15 protein-coding genes and 1 pseudogene are annotated in these 18,567 nt (G+C 55.3%); 10 read left to right on the top strand and 6 right to left on the bottom strand.

Going from position 1 to position 18,567, the window contains the following annotated elements:
* Nucleotides 1-87: 87 nt before the first annotated feature.
* Nucleotides 88-1,053, top strand: a complete 966-nt coding sequence (gene glk / locus WFN87_RS17395; protein ID WP_336983449.1) for a glucokinase — start codon at nt 88-90, stop codon at nt 1,051-1,053.
* Between the two features lie 44 nt (nt 1,054-1,097).
* Here glk and WFN87_RS17390 read toward each other — a convergent pair whose 3' ends face one another.
* The 3 genes from WFN87_RS17390 to WFN87_RS17380 form a co-directional block, all read right to left on the bottom strand.
* Entirely contained in the window at nt 1,098-1,829 is a 732-nt protein-coding gene (locus WFN87_RS17390) for a LytR/AlgR family response regulator transcription factor (RefSeq protein ID WP_336983448.1), read from the bottom strand.
* Nucleotides 1,826-3,529: a sensor histidine kinase gene (locus tag WFN87_RS17385; RefSeq protein WP_336983447.1), complete on the bottom strand. Its 1,704-nt coding sequence runs from the start codon at nt 3,527-3,529 to the stop codon at nt 1,826-1,828. The genes WFN87_RS17390 and WFN87_RS17385 overlap by 4 nt, the downstream gene beginning before the upstream one ends.
* A gap of 234 nt (nt 3,530-3,763) precedes the next feature.
* Complete coding sequence (locus tag WFN87_RS17380; RefSeq protein WP_336983446.1) at nt 3,764-5,005, bottom strand: DUF1479 domain-containing protein; 1,242 nt, start codon at nt 5,003-5,005, stop codon at nt 3,764-3,766.
* A 241-nt stretch (nt 5,006-5,246) separates the two neighbouring features.
* On the opposite strand from WFN87_RS17380, the gene alaC reads away from it, so the two are divergent.
* Nucleotides 5,247-6,485 (top strand): alanine transaminase, encoded by a 1,239-nt coding sequence (alaC, locus tag WFN87_RS17375; protein WP_008459632.1) that lies wholly within the window; start codon nt 5,247-5,249, stop codon nt 6,483-6,485.
* A 59-nt stretch (nt 6,486-6,544) separates the two neighbouring features.
* Here the strand turns inward: alaC and ypdK are convergent, their stop codons facing one another.
* Nucleotides 6,545-6,604, bottom strand: a complete 60-nt coding sequence (gene ypdK, locus WFN87_RS24165; RefSeq protein ID WP_154188806.1) for a membrane protein YpdK — start codon at nt 6,602-6,604, stop codon at nt 6,545-6,547.
* Between the two features lie 346 nt (nt 6,605-6,950).
* Between ypdK and WFN87_RS17370 the strand changes: the two genes are divergently transcribed.
* The 4 genes and pseudogenes from WFN87_RS17370 to WFN87_RS17355 all read left to right on the top strand — a co-directional run bounded on the left by WFN87_RS17370 (nt 6,951) and on the right by WFN87_RS17355 (nt 11,391).
* Nucleotides 6,951-7,301: a cupin domain-containing protein gene (locus tag WFN87_RS17370; RefSeq protein ID WP_008459634.1), complete on the top strand. Its 351-nt coding sequence runs from the start codon at nt 6,951-6,953 to the stop codon at nt 7,299-7,301.
* A 106-nt stretch (nt 7,302-7,407) separates the two neighbouring features.
* Nucleotides 7,408-8,906, top strand: a pseudogene (locus WFN87_RS17365) (MDR family MFS transporter).
* A 2-nt stretch (nt 8,907-8,908) separates the two neighbouring features.
* Nucleotides 8,909-9,673, top strand: coding sequence for a LamB/YcsF family protein (locus WFN87_RS17360; RefSeq protein ID WP_336983445.1), 765 nt, complete (start codon nt 8,909-8,911; stop codon nt 9,671-9,673).
* 236 nt (nt 9,674-9,909) lie between these two features.
* Nucleotides 9,910-11,391, top strand: coding sequence for an APC family permease (locus tag WFN87_RS17355; protein ID WP_336983444.1), 1,482 nt, complete (start codon nt 9,910-9,912; stop codon nt 11,389-11,391).
* 57 nt (nt 11,392-11,448) lie between these two features.
* Here WFN87_RS17355 and WFN87_RS17350 read toward each other — a convergent pair whose 3' ends face one another.
* Together WFN87_RS17350 and WFN87_RS17345 are read right to left on the bottom strand one after the other, a co-directional pair.
* A complete protein-coding gene (locus WFN87_RS17350; protein ID WP_336983443.1) occupies nt 11,449-12,156 on the bottom strand; it encodes a cache domain-containing protein in 708 nt (235 codons plus the stop codon).
* Nucleotides 12,157-12,183: 27 nt separating this feature from the next.
* Nucleotides 12,184-12,903, bottom strand: coding sequence for a FadR/GntR family transcriptional regulator (locus WFN87_RS17345; RefSeq protein ID WP_166872048.1), 720 nt, complete (start codon nt 12,901-12,903; stop codon nt 12,184-12,186).
* A gap of 236 nt (nt 12,904-13,139) precedes the next feature.
* Here WFN87_RS17345 and WFN87_RS17340 point away from each other — a divergent pair, with 236 nt between their 5' ends.
* The 4 genes from WFN87_RS17340 to WFN87_RS17325 all read left to right on the top strand — a co-directional run bounded on the left by WFN87_RS17340 (nt 13,140) and on the right by WFN87_RS17325 (nt 18,456).
* The gene (locus WFN87_RS17340) at nt 13,140-14,567 is read left to right on the top strand and encodes a gamma-aminobutyraldehyde dehydrogenase (RefSeq protein ID WP_336983442.1); all 1,428 of its coding nucleotides are present in this window, start codon (nt 13,140-13,142) and stop codon (nt 14,565-14,567) included.
* Between the two features lie 11 nt (nt 14,568-14,578).
* Nucleotides 14,579-15,052, top strand: coding sequence for an ester cyclase (locus tag WFN87_RS17335; protein WP_008459641.1), 474 nt, complete (start codon nt 14,579-14,581; stop codon nt 15,050-15,052).
* Between the two features lie 289 nt (nt 15,053-15,341).
* On the top strand, nt 15,342-17,246 hold the full coding sequence (locus WFN87_RS17330) for an FAD/NAD(P)-binding protein (RefSeq protein ID WP_336983441.1): 1,905 nt from the start codon (nt 15,342-15,344) through the stop codon (nt 17,244-17,246).
* Between the two features lie 7 nt (nt 17,247-17,253).
* Nucleotides 17,254-18,456 (top strand): cytochrome c, encoded by a 1,203-nt coding sequence (locus WFN87_RS17325; protein WP_336983440.1) that lies wholly within the window; start codon nt 17,254-17,256, stop codon nt 18,454-18,456.
* Nucleotides 18,457-18,567: the final 111 nt, after the last annotated feature.

Genomic DNA, 18,567 nt, shown 5'->3' with positions numbered 1-18,567 from the left:
CACCTGGATGATGGTCGTTGTTGTTTCGGCTGGCTAATTTTACAGTGTTGCCAGAACTTATTCTGACTTTAGCGGAGCTGTTTGAGAATGACAAAATATGCTTTGGTGGGAGATGTCGGCGGCACCAATGCACGTCTGGCGCTATGCGATTTGAACACGGGTAATATTTCACAGGCAAAGACTTACTCCGGCCTTGATTTTCCAAGCCTGGAAGCGGTGATTCAGCACTACCTCAAAGAACATAACATCAGCGTGCAGTCAGGCTGTGTGGCGATTGCCTGCCCGATAAACGGGGACTGGGTGGAAATGACCAACCACACCTGGGCATTTTCCACCGCCGAAATGAAGCAAAACCTGGGCTTCGATCATCTGGAAATTATCAACGACTTTACCGGCGTTTCCATGGCCATCCCGGCGCTGAAAAAAGAGCATCTGATTCAGTTCGGCGGTGGCGAGCCTGTGGCAGGCAAACCGGTGGTGGTGTACGGTGCGGGCACCGGGCTGGGCGTTTCTCACCTGGTGCACGTCGACAAACGCTGGATCAGCCTGCCGGGCGAAGGCGGCCACTCAGATTTCGCGGCGAACAGCGAAGAAGAGGGCATTATCCTGGAGCAGCTGCGCAATGAACTTGGGCACGTCTCCAACGAGCGCATTCTCTCCGGGCCAGGCCTGCTGAATCTCTACCGCGCCATCGTTAAGGCCGATGGCCGTGAGCCGGAAAACTACCAGCCGAAGGACGTCACCGAAAAAGCCGTGGACGATACCTGCACCGACTGCCGCCGCGCGCTGTCGCTGTTCTGCGTGATCCTGGGGCGTTTCGGCGGCAACCTGGCGCTGAACATGAGTACGTTTGGCGGCGTGTATATCGCCGGCGGTATCGTGCCGCGCTTCCTGGAGTTCTTTAAGGCTTCGGGCTTCCGCGGCGGGTTTGAAGACAAAGGCCGCTTCAAAGCGTTCGTGAAGGATATTCCCGTTTATCTCATCGTGCACGATCAGCCTGGGCTGCTGGGCGCCGGGGCACACCTGCGTCAGACGCTGGGTCACGTCCTGTAATACCGCGCGGGCGCACTGCGATTGCGCCCGCCAGTTTCCCTTCTCTACAGGCGCATTAGCTGCCGGAACTCTTTCACCTTACTGCGGCTCACCGGCACCTGAAAATCGAGATCTCGCAGGCGAAGAATATAGGTATTGTTAAACCACGGCTCTATTTCACGGATTTTGCTCAGGTTCACCACATAAGAGCGGTGGCAGCGGAAGAAATGGCTCTCCGGCAGGCGGCTGCAGAATTCGGTGATGTTCATCGGCATGACGTAAGACTCACGGCGCGTATAGACGAAGGTCATCTTCTCGTGAGCTTCCGCGTAGTAAATATCGTTGATGTCGGTGACGATAATTCGCTCGTCTTTGATCAGGTTAATCGTCGTGGCGTCGCGGTTTTCATGGCTGGTGGCAGGCTGAGAGGTTTGCTGCTGATAAGCCACCTCGAGTTTTTGCAGCATGCCAATAATGCGTGACTCCTGATACGGCTTCAGAATGTAGTCAAACGCTTCCAGCTCAAAAGCTTCCACCGCATGCTCTTTCCAGGCGGTAATAAACACGATGAACGGCCTGTGGGCAAATTTGCTGATGTTCTGCGCCAGCAGCACGCCGTCCAGCGACGGAATATTGATGTCGAGGAAAATGGCGTCCACTTCATGATGCTGCAAATACTTCAGCACATCCATACCATCGTCGAAAGAGGCGGCAATCTCCATGTCGCTGTGGTTTTTGATGAGCCAGCTCAGCTCCTGCTGCGCCAGAAACTCATCCTCTACGATAATGACCTTCATGCTTCTCTCCCTTCCAGTGGGCGCGGCGCGGCGGTGGGGACATAGCGCGGCACGTAAAAGGCGATTTCGGTCCCCGGCTCCAGGCGGCGGATGATCAGCCCTTCGCCGTAGAGCAACTGCACTCGGTGATGCACGTTCAGCAGGCCAATTTTATTCCCCGGCATTTCGTTATTCTCCACGCGCTCGACCACTTTAGGATCGATCCCGTGGCCGGTATCGCGCACGGCAATGCGCACCCGGTTGCCGCTCTCTTCAATGCTTATCGTCACCACACCCTTACCTTTGCAGGGCTGAATGCCGTGCACAATGGCATTTTCCACCAGAGGCTGGATAAGCAGGCTGGGAATGCGGCAGTTGACCTCTTCATCAATGTTATAAATCACCGTCAGCTTGTCGCCAAAGCGCGCCTGCTCAATGGCAATGTAATCCTTGATTTGATACAGCTCCTGGCGGATATCAATCTGCTCGTCGTCGTTCAGCTCGATGTTATAGCGCAGGTAGCGTGACAGGTTGACGATAAGCTGGCGGGCAGTATCCGGGTTCATACGGATTGAGGAGGATATCGCATTCAGCGCATTGAACAGGAAATGCGGGTTTATCTTGCTTTGCAGCGCCCGGAGTTCGGCTTTGTTGGCCATTTCGCGCAGCTGCTCCGCGCGGGAAACCTCAAGCTGGGTAGAAATAATCTGCGACAGGCCAACCGCCATTTCCTGCAGCGTGGAGGTGATCTGGTGGGCATGGCGGTAATAGATTTTCAGGGTGCCGGTCACCACGCCTTTTTCCCACAGCGGGATGATGATTAAGGAGTGAATTTCCGGCGTTCGCCAGGCTTCGTCATCGTTGCGAATGATGATGCGCCCCTCTTTCAGTGCCTGACGGGTGCGCGGGCTGAAAGCCTGGTCGTTCTCGTGATAGTTATTTTCCCCCAGCCCGACGTAGGCCAGCACTTTTTCGGTATCGGTAATGGCCACCGCATCCGCATCGATATCGTGGCGAATAATCTGGCAAACCTGGCGTAGCGACTCGCTGTTAACCTTGCGGAACAGCGGCAGCGTTTTGTTGGCGATATCCAGCGCCAGCTTGGCCTGGCGGGCGGCGCTGGCCTCTTTCTCGCCCTCGACGCTTTGCACCAGCAGGATAATAAAGCCGATTGACACCGAGCCGAGGATCATCGGCACGCCGATTTTGGACACGATATCAAGGCCCAGCGCGGTGCTTGGCGCCCAGAGCACCACCAGAATCATGGTCATCGTTTCACAGAGCATGCCGCCGATGATACCGACTCGCCAGTGCTTCTCTTTCGGCACTTTGCGGTTGATCCAGCCGGACATTATCCCGGCCAGGATGCTGGTGATAAAGCAGGGGATAGCGGTGATGCCGCCGATATCAATCAGGTAGCGGTGTGTCCCGGCGATAAGCCCGGTAATAATCCCCACCCAGGGGCCAAACAGGATCCCACCGGACATCACCGCGATAATACGCACGTTGACCAGCGAGCCTTCAACCGGCACGCCTGACCAGGTACTGAACAACGCAAACATTGAGAAAATAGCGGTGACCGCCAGCAGCTCTTTAGGCGTATGGGCGCTTTTGTGCAGCAATTCGCGGAACAGACGAATTCGAATCAGGAAGAAAAGGCAAATAAGCATCAGCGCCGCGCGATCGAACACCGCCAGCAGCATAGTAAAAATTTCGTGCACGGGTCACTCGCGTGGCTCAGAGGGGAAGCGCCAATGATAAGGAAATTTGGCGGGGGTTTCCAGTTGAGGACATCCCTCACCCCGACCCTCTCCCCAGGGGGGCGAGGGCGAAAATACCAGGTCACAACAGCATGCAGTCTACTCCCTCCCCGCAAAGGGGCAGGGAGAAAATAGGTGACGAGGAACATGGTTTATTGCCTCTCCCTTCCAGGGAGAGGGCCTGGGTGAGGATCATTACTTCCCGCCAAGCTGTTCCCGCCCAGCAGGCGTCAAATCCTGCGTGGTCGCACGACCAGCAAAATCCACCTCAAAATCATCGGCGGCGAAATCCGGCGGCGTTTTACCCTCAACAAATGCGTCCCACTGGCGCGGCAGGTACCCGGCATTCTTCTCGCACCACGGCGCGGCGGCGATGTACATCACGTTGCTATCGAACTCACCGAGGTGCTCGTTCTCGACGGCATGAATCACATCGCAGTGCCAGAAAACGGTATCGCCCGGCTCCATATCGGGAATTGAGGAAATCCCAGTCAGTAAAAGGGGATGCCACTCTTTGTTAATGGATAATGCTCTGCCTGGCTTAGCTTCGCACAACGATTCCTCTGGTACATCGTCCTGCAGCGCCCGCAGCAGGATCCAGGCCATGGCATTCGCCACCGGCAGCAAATTTAGCGTGCCACCGTGTTTGCGCTGGGGCGTGAGCGCCGTCCAGCCCTGGAAAGTACGGAACATCGAACAAACCGCAGGGGACGGGAACTCCCTTACTTCCGTTCTGCCTTCGGCGGCAAACGGATCGTAATCTTTCCAGTTACCGGAAAATACGTGGCGGTAAACGTGGCGGAAGTTTTCGTCCAGCCAGCGCTCAACCGATCCGCCGTCAACGTGCGGAGAAAGCCCCAGCGAGCTTGAGCGGGGCGGGCGACGGCGAGTACGATCCGCGTAAGAAACGACGCGATTTGGATCGAAGTGTTGCCTGCCGTGGCTTTCCGTTTGCCACAGATTATTGAGGAACACCTGCACCGCTTTCATACGCTCATGCTGGCGGGCTTCGGTTTGTGGTTTAGACCAGTAAATGCCGTAAATCTGCGGCTTACTGTCGGCAAGCGTGCCGAAATAGTTGTCTTCCGCCGCATTTTTCAGGCGTTCGACAAAATGATTTCGTGCCAGATAATTGCCGATCTCTTCATTCCAGCCACGAGCTTGTTCCTGCGGGAAAACGCCCCGGATCGTGCAGCAGCCGCGCTGGCGAATCAGCGCTTTTTGTTGCTCGCTCACGCGGCCCTGAAGAATGTCGTCGGCGTCGAGCTGCGGAACAGGGTTCTCGCCGCGCGCCATTTCTTCGCGGATCGTTTCGATCTGCTGGCGAATATTGGCTTCAAGTTCGGTAAACGCCGATTGATAGTGGGGCAGATCGCGGCGCAGCTTTTGTTTTATCTCGCGGATAGCTTTTGGCAGATCGTTAATGTCCAGGTGCATAGGTGACGCCCTCTTTCAGAGAATAAGTTACTGAGTTGTTGCTACCTGGTTAATGTATGCCTGAATTATTAAATGAAATAGTGATGTGTTTTATTCGAAACTTCCCGTTTTGTGCCGCGGAAAAAATATTTTCATTTCCCCCTCGACAGGCGATTTTTATTCAGGCTATTTTCAAAACAGGCCACATCACGTGGCAGCGTCGCTCGGACGGTCCGGGCGCTCACGTTACTCTGAGGAATTTATGGCTGACTCCAGTCCAAAACGTCGTTTTTCGCGTATCGATCGCTTACCCCCTTACGTTTTTAACATCACTGCCGAGCTGAAAATGGCTGCGCGACGCCGCGGCGAAGACATTATTGATTTCAGCATGGGCAACCCGGACGGGGCGACACCGCCGCACATCGTCGAGAAACTTTGCACCGTGGCCCAGCGTGAAGACACGCACGGGTATTCCACTTCGCGAGGCATTCCTCGTCTGCGCCGCGCCATTTCTCGCTGGTACAAAGATCGCTACGACGTGGATATCGACCCGGAAAGCGAAGCCATTGTGACCATTGGCTCGAAGGAAGGGCTGGCGCACCTGATGCTGGCTACGCTGGATCACGGGGATACCGTGCTGGTGCCGAACCCAAGCTACCCAATTCATATTTACGGGGCGGTGATCGCCGGGGCGCAGGTTCGCTCCGTGCCGCTGGTGGAAGGCGTGGACTTCTTTGCCGAGCTGGAGAGGGCGATTCGCGAAAGTTACCCGAAACCGAAAATGATGATCCTCGGCTTTCCGTCTAACCCAACCGCCCAGTGCGTGGAGCTGGCGTTTTTCGAGAAGGTTGTTGCCCTGGCGAAGCAGTACGACGTGCTGGTGATTCATGATCTGGCCTACGCCGATATTGTCTATGACGGCTGGAAAGCGCCTTCCATTATGGAAGTGCCCGGTGCGCGCGACGTGGCCGTTGAGTTCTTCACGCTGTCAAAAAGCTACAACATGGCGGGCTGGCGGATCGGCTTTATGGTCGGTAACCAGGAACTGGTCAGCGCGCTGGCACGTATCAAGAGCTACCACGATTACGGCACCTTTACGCCGCTGCAGGTGGCGGCGATTGCTGCCCTTGAAGGCGATCAGCAGTGCGTGCGTGATATCGCAGAGCAATACAAACGCCGTCGGGACGTACTGGTAAAAGGGTTACATGAAGCGGGCTGGATGGTGGAATGCCCGAAAGCGTCCATGTACGTCTGGGCAAAAATTCCTGAACATTACGCGGCGATGGGTTCGCTGGAGTTCGCCAAAAAGCTGCTGCAGGAAGCGAAAGTTTGCGTTTCACCGGGGATTGGCTTCGGCGACTACGGTGACACTCACGTTCGCTTCGCGCTGATTGAAAACCGGGATCGTATCCGTCAGGCCGTGCGCGGTATTAAGGCGATGTTCAGGGCTGACGGGCTGCTGCCACCGCTGCCGAAAAACGCGGCGGAAAACGCCGAATAATGAAACGAAAACAGGAGCCCTTTGGCTCCTGTTCTTTTTGCGCTGCTGTTTGTGAAGGCTTATTCAACCATCAGGAAGAAGGTGCCGGCCCACAACACAACAATCACAGAAATACCCATCAGAAAATATTTCACTTCACATCGCTCCGCGCTGACGCGCATCTCAACAGGTACATAATAAGCTGAAGCCGCAAACTGCTTTTAGGGTGCCGCTTCATCTGGTATTCGGAGGTAAAACCTTACCCGGACGGCGCTAATGTACTCCCAAATTAAAAATGAAAACAAGTGTCTCAAAATTGTGACAGTTGTCTGTTTTTTGAACTTTAATTAGGTGTGGGTGATCCCTTATTTACTTCATTAAAAACATTAAGATATATCGCATTTTTAGTGATATTTTTTGTCTAAAAATAAGTATTTTTGCTTACGCTAAATTTTATTAATTTTTTTCGCTGAACAGGGGGGAAAGATGATCGTTTCAAAAGAAAATGCGGAACACTATTTGTGGGGAACAGACTGTGATGGATGGCATCTGTTAAAAGATCCTGCTTTGAGCGTGATTCATGAACGTATGCCGCCGGGGCGGACGGAACAAAGGCACTACCATTCCGTGGCGCAGCAATTCTTTTTTGTGTTAACCGGGGCATTGACGATGGAGCTGGAAGGCGAGCGCTACGTTGTGCCCGCGGGGAAGGGGATCCCGATTCCGCCGCAGGCAAAACATCAGGCTCGCAATGATTCCGATAACGAGGTTGAATTTCTTGTTATCTCGCAGCCAACGACCCGAGGCGACAGGGTGAATTTGCCAGTAACGGATTAATCGCGCTTTTCAGAGTTTGGATGCAATTCAGGCGGCGGTTAAGCAGGTATCTTTACACTCTCAGCAAATCGCCAGGGCGAACTTATTCCCCTTAATGAAAACGACCATGACAACGACCGAAACTGCTTCGTCTGGCTCGCCGCAAACAACCTCCGTCCGCCTGCTGTTCGCGGCGCTTATGCTCGTCATGCTGCTGGCCGCGCTGGACCAAACCATCGTTTCTACGGCTTTGCCGACTATCGTGGGTGAATTGGGCGGCCTGGACAGGCTTTCCTGGGTTGTCACTGCGTATCTACTGGCTTCCACGATAGTCGTGCCGCTCTACGGCAAGTTTGGCGACCTGCTCGGGCGCAAAGTTGTATTGCAAACGGCGATTGTGGTCTTTCTCCTTGGCTCCGCGCTGTGCGGCCTCGCGCAAAACATGACGCAGCTTATTTTAATGCGCGCGCTCCAGGGACTGGGCGGCGGCGGGCTGCTGGTGGTCACCATGGCGGCGGTGGGCGACGTGATCCCGCCCGCCGAACGCGGCAAATATCAGGGGCTTTTTGGCGGTGTTTTCGGCCTGGCGACGGTCATTGGCCCGCTGATTGGCGGTTTTCTGGTTGAACATTTTTCCTGGCGTTGGATTTTCTATATCAACCTGCCGCTGGGGATTTTTGCCCTGCTGGTTATCGGCGCGGTGCTGAAATCCCAGACGGCGCGAATTAGGCATCAAATTGATTTTCTTGGCGCGGGCTACCTGACAATTTCTCTGACCTGCCTGATTTTATTCACCAGCGAAGGCGGCACGGTCATGGCGTGGACTGATCCGCAGCTGTGGTGCATCTTTGCGTTCTTTGTCGTGGCGCTCATTGGCTTTATTTATGAAGAGCGACTGGCGATTGAGCCGATGATCCCGCTGCTCCTGTTCCGCAACCGTACTTTTTTATTGAGCTGCCTGATTGGGTTTATTATCGGCATGTCGCTGTTTGGCTCGATGACCTTTTTGCCCCTTTATCTGCAGGTGGTAAAGTTCTCAACGCCGTCCCAGGCGGGGATGCAAATGCTGCCGCTGATGGGGGGACTTATCCTGACCTCAATCATCAGCGGGCGCATCATCAGTAAAATAGGCCGCTACCGCATTTTTCCCATTATCGGAACGCTGTTAAGTTTTATCGCGATGGCGCTGCTCGGTACGCTAAAGCTGGAGACGCCGCTGACCACGCTTTATCTGTACGTTGGTCTTTTAGGGCTGGGACTCGGCATGGTGATGCAGGTATTGGTGCTGGCCGTGCAGAACAGCGTGGAAATAAAACTTATCGGGGTAGCGACCTCAAGCGCGACGCTGTTTCGCTCCATTGGTGGTTCAATTGGCGTGGCTGCGTTTGGCGCGGTTTTACCTCCGTGCTGCGCAGTAATCTTGAGACGCTGATCCCGGAGGGGACTCAATTGCCGCGCCAGCTTGGCGCGCAGGCGGTACACGAACTGCCCGTAGCGATCCGTAACGATTATCTGCAGGCTTTTGGCTCAGCGATTCATTCCGTGTTTATAATTTCGGCGGGCGTTGTGGTGCTGGGCTTTGTCCTCGCGCTGCTGATGAAAAATGAGCCGCTGCGTAAAGGCTGACTATGAAAAAAAACATCGATTTAAACAGTGATTTAGGTGAAAGCTTCGGGCAGTGGACAATGGGGGATGATGCCGCGATCCTGCAAATTGTCAGCAGTGCCAACGTGGCCTGTGGTTTTCACGCCGGATCGCCTGCGGGCATGCTCGAAACACTTCGCGCCGCAAAAGCTCAGGGCGTTGCCGTGGGCGCGCACGTGGCGTATCCGGATCTCGTCGGGTTTGGCCGGCGCAATATGGATATTGCCAGCGACGAACTGACGGCAGACGTCATTTACCAGATTGGCGCGCTACAGGGGCTGGCACAGGCAGTGGGAACGCGTGTCCTGTATGTGAAACCGCATGGGGCGCTGTATAACACCATCGCGCATGACAAGCGCCAGGCCGAAGCGGTGCTGGATGCCATTCTGGCGTTTGACGCCTCCTTGCCGCTGGTGGTGCTGGCGGGCTCGCCCCTGCTGGCATGGGCGCAGCAAAAAGGGGTGGCGACCGTCAGCGAAGCCTTTGCCGACCGGGCCTATCATGCTGATGGTTCTCTGGTGTCAAGACGTGAACCTGGTGCCGTGTTACACGATGCCGGGCAGGTTGCCGCACGTATGCTGCAGCTGATTACTGAGGGTGGCGTGGAGTCAATCGAAGGCGTATTTACCCCCATCCAGGCCGACTCCATTTGTGTGCACGGCGATAGCGCGGGGGCGCTTGCTATGGCGCAGGCAATCCGCAATCTGTTTATTTCTCAGGAAATAGAGGTGCAGGCTTTTGCCAGATAAACGCGTTTTGCGCTGCAGGCGGAGTGCGGGGTGACCGGCTCTCCGCGTACATTGTGGCTGGCGCTTTTTCCACCTCTGAAATTGCTTTCATTCACTCTTCTTCTGTCTTTTATTGTTAACAATATAATAACATTATATCTAACAAAACTGTGACAAAGCACAATATACATATAACTTAATATGTTTTATAAAATGTAGCCATTGCCTGCAACTATGCCCCCTAAAGAGAAAGACATATGGAACAGACATCTGCTACAAAAAATACCGATTCCCTGCCGGAGAAGGGCCAGCAGTTCAACCGCTCCATCGGCCTGGTGTCTAACTTTGCGCTCGGTTTTACCTACCTCTCGCCGTTGACCGCCGTGTATTCCCTGTTTGCGCTGGCGATAACCCTCGCCGGGCCGCCAGCCATCTGGTGGATTCTGATTGCCGCCTGCGGGCAGCTGCTGGTTGCCCTGGTGTTTGGCGAGGTGGCTTCGCAGTATCCCATCACCGGCGGGCTATATCCGTGGGCCAGAAGGCTGTGGGGGAAGAAATACGCCTGGATTGCCGCGTGGATTTACCTCTGGGCGCTGGTGGTGACCATTACGTCTATTGTGGAATACACCTCCACCTTCGTCGCCTCGCTTTTCCATTACGGCGATACGCCAATTGCGATGCTGCTCACTTCCGTGGTGCTGCTCACCATCATGATGGGCGTCAACATGTCCGGGACGAAAAACCTGGCGAGGGTCGCCCGCTTCGGGTTCTGGTGCGAAATTATCAGCGTGATTGCGCTCGGCATTTACCTGCTGATTTTCCACCGCAATCAGCCTTTCTCCGTGGTGTTTGACGCCATGGGCGCGCTGGCAAAAGACGGCAGCTACGGCACGGCCTTTATGTCGGCGTCGCTGATGGGGCTGTTTATGTTCTTCGGCTTTGAAGCCTGCGGCAACGTGGCGGAAGAGGTGAAAAACCCGGGGCGTAAGATCCCGGTGGCGATGATCCTCAGTATCGTTTTCGGCGCGATCTCTGCGGTGATCTCCATTCTGGGTTACCTGCTGTCATCCCCGGATCTGATGAACATTGTGAACGGCAAAATAGCCGATCCGATCCCGGCGATTCTGAACGATGCGCTGGGCGAGAAGGGCGCCATGCTGTTTATCGTGATTGCCATTGTGGCGATGCTCTCCTGCATCCTGTCGCTTCAGGCCGCGCTGAGCCGCCTGATCTTCTCGTTCTCCCGCGACAAAATGCTGCCGGGCAGCGAGTGGATGGCGAAGATCTCGAAGCATAACGTGCCGGACAACGCGATGTTGGTGAGCTGCCTGCTGCCGATGGTGATTTGCGTCTGGGTCTACTTCCAGCCGGATAACCTTGCTCGCATCACCGCGTTTGCCGTGATAGGGATATACGTCTCCTTCCAGATGGTGATTCTGGCCGCGCTGCGCCAGCGCCTTAAGGGCTGGAAGCCTGCGGGAGAATGGACGCTGGGGGCATGGGGCACGCTGGTGAATGTGCTGGCGCTGGCCTACGGTATCGGCGGGATCTGGCTGTTGGCCCAGCCTGCGGACAGCGCAACCTTTATTGACCGCTGGACGGTGCTGATTGGCCTGGCGTTGGTCATCGGCTCGGGGCTGGTTTACATGACGATTGCCAGACCGTTCGGCCATTCTGATGCGCCTGAAAATGACGCCATTGAATACGCCAAACGACTAAATCTTTCCCGCGAGTATTAATCCAAAGGGCCTTATGGCCCTTTTTTTGTATGCATTTATCCACACTATTAAAGGGTCTTATGACCCTTTTTTAATCAGCTCATATAACGTGCAGTATTCTGTGTTATAGACTTCAACTGCCTCAGCGGTATTCAGTAATTCACCCACGCGGTATTTAGGATAAGTAGAGAAAATAATCCGCTTATCTAAATTAGTCAGCATAACTCTGTGGTTATTGAACAGCGGAAGTAATTCTTCCTCTACTTCGCTGACCAGCACATCAATTGCCGCCACGCCAATAAAACGCTGGTGCAAATAAACCGGCATCGCAGAGGTTAAGGTATAAGACGTATTACAAACGTAATCGACATAAGGGCCGTGAATATACGCCTGGCCGTTTTCCTGAGCATCTTTAAACCACTCAAAGGTCCTGAAATCCAGCCGCTGCTGGGTGGCCTGATCCAGGTCGAGATTCACCTTTTTCACGCCGTCGGCCTTTTTGTACCACCACTCCAGCAGCCAGTACTCTTTCTCTTCCGTGCTGCCTGCAATGTGGCTGGCAAAGCCAGAGCCTGAGCAATAAGGCGTTTCGTTCAGCGCCTCTTTGATGTGTTCCTGGATGGCTTGCTTTACCGCGGGATCCAGCAGCAATTTATGATCGCCGCCGTGAAACGCTGCCAGCGTGGACTCAACCTGCCCGGCAAGCGCAATGGTTGCCTGGATGGTGGTGGTAAGGATGTCGTCAATCTTACGGGTAAAAGGGATGAGGCTTGCAGGTACATTCATGGCGATGCCCGTGTTGTTGTGTCAGTTTTATTTATATTTTAATTTGCTTTCAATGAGATAGAAGGTGAAGGTGTCGATGAGTTGCGTGGCTAATCGCACCGCCTCCTGCTCGTGATGGGTTTCTAGCGCGGCGATCAATTCGGTATAAACATCAATCACTTCCCGATGAATGGCTTCATCACGGTAAAGAATGGCCACCAGTGAAGCCCATTCGGCCTGCAGCAGCAGTTCCTGGTTGGCAAGCCTTGCGGACTGAGAACTGGCGGAAAGTGCCAGCAGGCAGCGCATATCTGCCTGAGTTTTTAGCTCCGGCGTGCTGGCCGATTTCAGTGCGGCAACAAACTCCCGCAGCCGGGTGATATCCGCGCTGGTCATGCGTCTGGAGGCCAGTTTGGCGCTGTGGCTAATTATGGCGCAATGCATTTCGCCGAGGTCAGAAATATAGTCTGAGCTGATGGTCTTAAAAGGGTGGAGTGGCGTCTGAAATTCGCCGCTATTTTCGCAAACAAAGCTGCCGCCATTTCGCCCACGAACGGTGTGGATTAAATTATTCGCCCGCAGAGTATTTAAGGCTTCGCGTATTGTTATGTGGGAAACGCCCATCATTTTGGCAAGGTCGGCTTCATTAGGAAGCTGCTCATTTGCCTCAAGCAAACCAGTAATAATTGCATTTGAAAGCCGCTGCACAATTTGATCGGATCGACTTGCCTGTCCTATAGGTGCGAATATTACTGCGTGAGTAATCATAGTGCTCTCTGATTAAAATTCCCTGAATCAACGGTTATTGATAGCACAGCCCGGGCCTTTAAGAAAGGCATCGACAGGCTACCAGAAACGGCGGTTTTCACCGCTTGCCCGGCATCGCAATGTAAAAATATTGTTAAATTGTGGGGTCGATCATGTTGCTATCAAGCGCAGATTGAAAAGTCGCCACTCAAAAGATATTACATAATATTGTTTATGTTTAATCTGAGGAAAAGGCGATGCAAACCCTGAAGCATTTTATCAACGGGCACTATGTGGCGGGCCAGCCAGCCACATTGTTTGACCTGGTCAGCCCGGTCAACGGCGAGGTTTATGCGCAATCCCCTGACGGCGGCGCGGAAGAAGTTAACCAGGCTTACGCGGCGGCAAAAGCGGCGTTCACGGTATGGAAACATTCCCTGCCGTCCGAGCGGCAGCGTGCCTTGCTGAAACTTGCCGATGAAATTGAACGTAATGCCGCGCGGATTGTGGAGGTGCAAAGTCAGGAAACGGGGCAGCTTAAACACTTTATCGAGCGCGATGAAATCGCGGCGTCCTGCGACGCTATCCGCTTCTTTGCCGGGGCGGCCCGTTGCCTTGAGGGGAAAGCTTCCGGGGAATATGCCGCCGGGTTTACCTCAACCATTCGCCGTGAACCGCTGGGGATTGTCGGGCAGGTGACGCCGTGGAACTACCCATTCATGATGGCCGTTTGGAAAATCGCTCCGGCGCTTGCGGCGGGCAACACCGTGGTGCTGAAACCGAGCGATACGACGCCTATCAGCACGCTGATTCTGGCCGAAATTGCGGCACCTTTGTTCCCACAGGGCGCATTCAACGTGGTGCTGGGCAAAGCGGGGACGGGCTCGCTGGTGGTATCCAACCCGGAAGCCTCGTTGGTGTCGATTACCGGTTCCGTTCGCGCCGGGCTGCAGGTTGCCGCCTCTGCTGCCGCCAACCTGACCAAAGCACATCTCGAATTGGGTGGCAAGGCGCCGGTGGTGGTGTTTGCCGATGCGGACATGAACAAAGCGGTCGAGGTGATTACCGCCGCCGGTTTCTCTAATGCCGGGCAGGATTGCACCGCTGCCACGCGTATCATCGTTGAAGCCTCCGCCTACGACGCTTTCCTTGAAAAGCTGATTCAGAAAACCAAATCAATCACCTTCGGCGAGCCAGACGATCGCGAGGCTTTGTATGGCGCCCTCAACAGCCGCAACCAGCTGGAGCAGGTGACGGGCTTTATTGAACGGCTGCCTGCCCATGCAAAAATTGAAACCGGCGGCAAAAAGGGCGCGGGCCCCGGCTACTACTTTGAGCCGACGATCATTTCCGGGCTGAAGCAGCGCGATGAGGCCATCCAGCATGAAGTTTTTGGCCCGGTGATGACTATCCAGTCTTTCAGCAGCGAAGAAGAGGCGCTCAGCAGAGCCAACGACGTGGAATACGGCCTGGCGGCAAGCGTCTGGACCAGCAGCCACAGCCGGGCGCAGCGCTTTAGCACCCGTCTCGATTTCGGCACCGTGTGGATCAACAACCATATCCCGCTTTGCGCGGAAATGCCCCACGGCGGATTTAAAAAGTCCGGCTACGGCAAAGACCTTTCGTCTTACTCCCTCGACGAATACACCCGCCTCAAACACATTATGTGCGATATCACTGAATAAGGATCCCTGCGATGAAAAGAGTTAATGCTGTTGCGCTGTCGCTGTTTTTCTTTTCAACCCTGGCGCTGGCCGAAAGCGCTCCGCTTTCCGTCGTGAAAAATTATATGGCCGCGTGGAATGCCCACCAGGCCGGGCAGGCGGCCCAGTATCTTGCCAGCGATATGGTTTATTACGACGCCGCCGTCGGCACACCGGTTGAAGGGAAAGAGAAAGCCGAGAAAGAGGTGATTGGCGCGTTTATTAAAGCGGTGCCGGACCTGCACTGGCAGATGACCAGCGAGCCGGTTTATAACCACGACACTATCGCTTTCCGCTGGACGTTCACCGGCACCAACAGCGGCGAGTGGGGCGGCAGCCCGGCAACCAACAACCCGATCAAGTTTGAAGGCGTGAGCTTTATCAAAGTCAGCCACGGCAAAATTACCTGGCAGGGCGATTACTACGACTCGAAGAAACTCGACGAAGAGCTCAAACCTCGGCAATAGCCCGCAGCACGCCGCTTACTGGTCGTTACCCGCGGGCGGCGCACCGGCAACCCGTTACCAGAAAAGACACTATAGTTAACAGGCTTATCGCGTAGCGAAGCGGCAGGGAGTTTGTTATCATTTGGTTAACAATATGTCTATACCCTAAATAATTCGAGTTGCAGGAAGGCACCAAGGCCGTGAATCCTCAGGCGCAAAGATAACTATGTGACTGAGGTGAGCGGATGCAGGTCACGTACATGCAACTTGAAGTATGACGGGTATAAAGGACTGATAAAAAAGGTTATCTATGTCTATTACCCGACGTGACTTTCTTAACGGGATGGCAATTGCAATTGTCTCTGGTTTAACGCCTCTGGAACTGGTGAGGGCAAACGGCAAAGCACCCGGCAGCGCCGTGATAAATGCAGATTACTACCCGCCGGGGCTAACTGGTCTGCGCGGCAACCACCCTGGCTCGTTCGAAATGGCGCACGCCCTTGGGCGCGAGCACGAAAAATTCGACTTCGGTAAGCTGCCGGTAGAAGAAGAGTACGACCTGGTGGTGGTGGGAGGCGGGATCAGCGGCCTGTCGGCAGCCTGCTTCTGGCGCGAAAAAATGGGGAAGGAGGCCAAAATCCTGATCCTCGACAACCATGACGACTTCGGCGGGCACGCCAAGCGCAACCAGTTCAACGTCGGCGGCAAAACGCTGCTGGGCTACGGCGGCAGCGAATCATTCCAGTCGCCGAACAGCAACTTCAGCCCGGTGGTTCACGGCCTGATGGATTCCCTGGGCGTCAGCATCACGCGAATGAAAAGCAGCTTTGACGCTACTTTCTACCCGGACCAGAACCTGAGCCGCGGCGTGTTCTTCGACAAAAAGAACTTCGGTGAAACCAAAATCGTCAGCGGCGACCCGGGTCGCGCGGTGTCGGACGATATTCCGCCGGACAGGCTCAATGGCCGCAGCATCGAAGCCTTTATCAATGACTTCCCGCTGAGCGAGGCAGACCGCAAGGCGCTGCTGGATCTGCACGTCAACCCTGCCGATTACCTGCCGGGCATGACGGTCGAGCAGAAAAGTGAATGGCTGGATGTCCACAGCTATCATGAGTTCCTCGAGCAGAAAGTCGGCTTAAGCAAAATGGCGCTGATGTACTTCCAGCAGCGTACCAACGACTTTTTTGCCATCGGGATTGAAGGCGTGAGCTGCAGCGACGCGCGCGCCTGTGCGCTGCCGGGCATGGAGGCAATGGGGTTGCCGCCGCTGGATGGCGAAGCGCTGGCCGACCTTGAAGAGCCGTACACTTACCACTTCCCGGACGGCAACGCCGGGCTGACGCGCCTGATGGTGCGAAAACTGATTCCTGACGCGCTGCCGGGCAGTACGATGGAAGATTCCGTCACCGCAAGGCTGCACTACGAGCTGCTGGACAGGCCGGAAAACGGTACCCGCATTCGGCTCAACAGCAGCGTGATTAACGCCGCCAATGCCGATAACGGCGTGGTGGTGAGCTATATCAACAATCAGAGCGGCAAGCTGCACCGCGTGAAGAGCCGCAACGCCATTATGGCGGGCTACAACATGATGATCCCGTACATCGTGCCGGAGGCACCGGAGCAGCAGAAAGAAGATCTGCGCCTCAACGTCAAAGCGCCGCTGGTCTACACCAACGTGGTGGTCAACAACTGGCGTGCTTTCAAAAACATCGGCGTGCATGAATTCTATTCCCCGGCAGCGCCGTACAGCCGCGTGAAGCTTGATTACCCGGTCAGCATGGGCGACTACCATCACCCGCAAACGCCGGACGACCCGATGTGTATCCACATGGTGTATGTGCCGACTTATCCGGGCAGCAACATGTCTCCGCGCGAGCAGTTCCGCCGGGGCCGTGCATTCCTGCTGGGATCTACCTTTGAAGCCCACGAGCAGATGATCCGCTCTCAGCTGCAGGAGATGCTGGGCCACACCGGCTTTGACCACGAACGCGATATTGCGGCCATCACGGTCAACCGCTGGGCGCACGGCTATGCCTACTATGCTAACGCCCTGAGCGATGACATGGAGAAAATGCCGGAACTTATCAACCGTGCCCGCCAGCCGATAGGCCGCATCACGATTGCTAACTCTGACTCAGACTGGAGCGCTTACGCCCACGCGGCTATCGACCAGGCATGGCGTGCGGTCAACGAACTTGTGGTGATGGGGTAACCAGGAAATGAAACGTATTTTAGCGGCTATCTCGATCCTCTTTTCTGCCAGCGGCTACGCTGCCGTATCGCAAGGTGAGTATGTGGCGCGCGCGTCAGACTGCGTCGCCTGCCACACCGTAGACGGCGGCCAGCCGATGGCCGGAGGCAAAAAGTTTTCTACGCCGGTGGGGGATATCTACTCCACCAACATCACGCCGGACAAAACCCACGGCATTGGCGATTACAGCTACGAAGATTTCGAGAAGGCGGTTCGCCAGGGGATAGCCAAAGATGGTCACGCCCTTTACCCGGCGATGCCTTATCCTTCCTACGCCAAAATGACCGATGAAGACGTGAAGGCGCTGTACGACTACTTTATGAAGGACGTTGCCCCGGCGGCGACCGCCAATAAAGAGAATGATATTCCGCTGCTGCTGTCGGCCCGCTGGCCGCTGCGCGTGTGGAACGGCCTGTTCGTGGATGACGTGAAATCCGGCGGCGTGGTGGTTGAGGCCCGCGGGGATAACGCGGAGAAAATTAAACGTGGCGCTTATCTGGTGCAGGGGCCGGGCCACTGCGGCGCCTGCCATACTCCACGCGGCATGGCGATGCAGGAGAAAGGCTACGATGATTCCAGCCCGGAATTCCTGAGCGGGGCGATGATCGACGGCTGGTATGCGCCTTCCCTGCGCGGCATGAATATGTCCACCCAGGAAGTGAAAGACTTGCTGAGCAAAGGCCGCAGCCAGCATCACGCTATTGCCGGGCCAATGGGGGAAGTGGTCACCCAAAGTACCCAGTACCTGACGGATGCCGACCTGGAAGCTATCGCGCTGTATATCGCCAACTTCAAGCCGCAAAAACCAGCCGCCACGCCGGTGAATGCTGCCGTGGTTTCTCAGCCGTCCGACGGTAAAACCCTCTACATGCGCTACTGCTCAACCTGCCACAGCCCGGACGGGAAGGGGACTGACTTTAACGTGCCGTCGTTGGTGGGCAACTCGGCGGTGATGGCGAAAGATCCGTCCTCGCTTATCCGCGTGATCGCCGACGGGGCGCACACGCCGCAAACCCAGGGCACTATTCCGTTCATGATGCCCGGCTATAAAGGCGTGCTGTCGGACAAAGAGATGACCGATGTGGTGAACTACGTGCGTGGTTCCTGGGGTAACGGTGCGCCTGCGGCAACCGAAGCTGAGGTGAAGAAGATAACCGGCGAGGGCAAATAGTTCAGCCAGATAAGTTTAAACAGGGGCCTTGATGGCCCCTCTTTTTCGGGGTTAGATTCGCCTGGCCTCGTGAAATTCGCTATCATCCGGCTCCACTCTCCAGCCGGGCAG

This window comes from Cedecea sp. AS113, from assembly GCF_037152415.1.
Classification (GTDB): domain Bacteria; phylum Pseudomonadota; class Gammaproteobacteria; order Enterobacterales; family Enterobacteriaceae; genus Cedecea.
Note: the sequence above shows the minus strand (reverse complement) of the source record. Positions and strands in the feature narration are given on the sequence as shown.

Bases quoted from the DNA above. Each gene is read 5' to 3' on its own strand.
- glk (WP_336983449.1), top strand. From the start codon at position 88: ATGACAAAATATGCTTTGGTGGGAGATGTCGGCGGCACCAATGCACGT.
- WFN87_RS17390 (WP_336983448.1), bottom strand. From the start codon at position 1,829: ATGAAGGTCATTATCGTAGAGGATGAGTTTCTGGCGCAGCAGGAGCTG.
- WFN87_RS17380 (WP_336983446.1), bottom strand. From the start codon at position 5,005: ATGCACCTGGACATTAACGATCTGCCAAAAGCTATCCGCGAGATAAAA.
- alaC (WP_008459632.1), top strand. From the start codon at position 5,247: ATGGCTGACTCCAGTCCAAAACGTCGTTTTTCGCGTATCGATCGCTTA.
- WFN87_RS17370 (WP_008459634.1), top strand. From the start codon at position 6,951: ATGATCGTTTCAAAAGAAAATGCGGAACACTATTTGTGGGGAACAGAC.
- WFN87_RS17360 (WP_336983445.1), top strand. From the start codon at position 8,909: ATGAAAAAAAACATCGATTTAAACAGTGATTTAGGTGAAAGCTTCGGG.
- WFN87_RS17355 (WP_336983444.1), top strand. From the start codon at position 9,910: ATGGAACAGACATCTGCTACAAAAAATACCGATTCCCTGCCGGAGAAG.
- WFN87_RS17350 (WP_336983443.1), bottom strand. From the start codon at position 12,156: ATGAATGTACCTGCAAGCCTCATCCCTTTTACCCGTAAGATTGACGAC.
- WFN87_RS17345 (WP_166872048.1), bottom strand. From the start codon at position 12,903: ATGATTACTCACGCAGTAATATTCGCACCTATAGGACAGGCAAGTCGA.
- WFN87_RS17340 (WP_336983442.1), top strand. From the start codon at position 13,140: ATGCAAACCCTGAAGCATTTTATCAACGGGCACTATGTGGCGGGCCAG.
- WFN87_RS17335 (WP_008459641.1), top strand. From the start codon at position 14,579: ATGAAAAGAGTTAATGCTGTTGCGCTGTCGCTGTTTTTCTTTTCAACC.
- WFN87_RS17330 (WP_336983441.1), top strand. From the start codon at position 15,342: ATGTCTATTACCCGACGTGACTTTCTTAACGGGATGGCAATTGCAATT.
- WFN87_RS17325 (WP_336983440.1), top strand. From the start codon at position 17,254: ATGAAACGTATTTTAGCGGCTATCTCGATCCTCTTTTCTGCCAGCGGC.